This window comes from Phenylobacterium sp. (assembly GCF_004799395.1).
Taxonomy (GTDB): Bacteria; Pseudomonadota; Alphaproteobacteria; order Caulobacterales; family Caulobacteraceae; genus Phenylobacterium.
This window is the reverse complement of the sequence record NZ_SSMZ01000141.1, coordinates 1-2,074: the sequence shown is the minus strand read 5'-3', so window position 1 is coordinate 2,074 and position 2,074 is coordinate 1. Positions and strand designations below refer to the sequence as shown.

The following is a 2,074-nucleotide window of genomic DNA, read 5'->3' as shown; positions in this document are numbered from 1 at the left end:
GCTCTCCTACGACTACACCGTGCTGGCCGGCACCCAGGGCTCGAACAACCACTGGAAGCTCGACCGGATGAGCGAGCTTATCCACCGCTGGCGGACGCCCACGGTGTTCTTCACGGAAGGCGGCGGTGGGCGGCCGGGCGACACCGAGGGCGGCGGTTTCACGCGCGGGTTCGAGTTCTGGGGCAAGCTCTCGGGGACCGTGCCGCTGGTGGGCGTCAACTCCGGCCGCTGTTTCGCCGGCAACGCCGCCATCCTCGGCTGCTGCGATGTGATCATCGCCACCAAGGACTCGGCGCTCGGCATGGGCGGCCCGGCGATGGTCGAGGGCGGCGGCCTTGGGGTTTTCCGCCCCGAGGAGATCGGGCCCATCAAGGTCATGCAGGCCAACGGGACCATCGACGTGCTGGTGGAAGACGAGGCCGAGGCGGTGCAGGCCGCCAAGACGTATCTCTCCTATTTCCAGGGGCCGCTGGCCGACTGGACGTGTGCGGACCAGCGGCAGTTGCGCCGGTCGATCCCGGAGAACCGCCTGCGGGTCTATGACGTCCGCAAGGTGATCGAATTGGTCGCCGATGAGGGTTCGGTGCTGGAACTGCGGCCCAGGTTCGGCCTAGCCATGGTCACCGCCTTCATCCGCATCGAAGGCAGGCCGATGGGAGTGTTCGCCAACAACCCGATGCATATCGGTGGCGCGATCGATAGCGACGCCTCGGACAAGGCCGCACGGTTCCTACAGCTCTGCGAGGCCTTCGATATCCCCGTGCTGTCGCTGTCGGACACCCCCGGCAACATGGTGGGGCCCGAGGCGGAGAAGACCGGCCTGATCCGCCACTGTTCGCGCCTCTTCGTGATCGGGGCCAACCTGACGGTGCCGATCTTCTCGGTGATCCTGCGCAAGTCCTACGGCCTGGGCGCCATCGCCATGACCGGCGGCAGCTACCAGGCGGCGATGTTCTGCGTCTCCTGGCCCACCGGCGAGTTCGGCGGCATGGGCCTGGAGGGCTCAGTGAAGCTGGGCTACCGCAACGAGTTGGCCGCCATCGCCGACCCCGGCGCCCGCAAGGCCAAGTTCGACGAGATGGTCGCCGCGGCCTACGCCAACGGCAAGGCGATGGCGCGGGGGTCATACCCCGCACTCGACGATGTCATCGACCCGGCGGACACTCGCCGTTGGATCGTGGGCGGGCTGAAGGCCATGCCGCCCACGCCGGCGCGCACGGAGAAGAAGCTGCGGTGGGTCGATAGCTGGTGATAAGGTTGCGTCCCTGACCTAGGGGAAGGCGTTATGAAGACCTGGTCCGCGTGGCTTGCCGCCCTGGTGTTCGCGATGGCCGTTGGAGCGGTGGCGCTCTCGCCGGCGGGCGTCATGGCTCAAGTCGCGGCGGCCGTCGGCTCGGCCTCGCCGGGCGATGCGCACTATGTGGGCTCGGCCGCCTGCCAGACCTGCCACCAGGACATTTTCGCCCGCTGGTCGAAGACCCGCATGGCCAACGTGGTGCGCGACCCCAAGCAGCATCCCGACGCGATCATCCCGGACCTGTCCAAGCCCGACCCGCTGGTGACCTTCACCGCAAAGGACATCGCCTTCGTCTACGGCAGCGCTTGGAAACAGCGCTACTTCCACAAGGTCGGCGACGACTATTATCCGTACCCGGTGCAGTGGGACATCACGAACCGAAAGTGGGCGCCCTATCATGTGCCGGACCAGGGCGGGGACTGGTGGGCGAAGTTCTATCCGGACCCCAAGGGCGACAACTCCGGGCGTCCCACTGGCCCGCTCTGCGACGGCTGCCACTCGGTCGACTACGACATCAGGACCAAGGCTGTCGCCGAATGGAACGTCGGCTGTGAAGCCTGTCACGGGCCGGGCAGCGCGCACGCGGCCCATCCCGCCCAGGTCAGCATCCTCAACCCCGCGAGGCAGGACTATGTCTCCGCCAACGACACCTGCATCCGATGTCATTCGCAGGGCCAGCCGCTCAATAATCCGATCGCGGGCAAGTTCTACGACTGGCCGGTCGGCTACCACGCCGGCCTGAAGCTGTCGGACTTCTGGAGGCTCGAGGATCACAAG

General features: G+C 67.0%; 2 protein-coding genes. Both read left to right on the top strand.

The genetic code is table 11. The features are described 5' to 3' along the window. Positions 1 to 1,252: carboxyl transferase domain-containing protein (locus E8A12_RS09395; protein ID WP_293367959.1), on the top strand; the 1,252-nt coding region annotated here is incomplete at its 5' end. 33 nt (positions 1,253 to 1,285) lie between these two features. Continuing rightward, positions 1,286 to 2,074: multiheme c-type cytochrome (locus E8A12_RS09390; RefSeq protein WP_293367957.1), on the top strand; the 789-nt coding region annotated here is incomplete at its 3' end.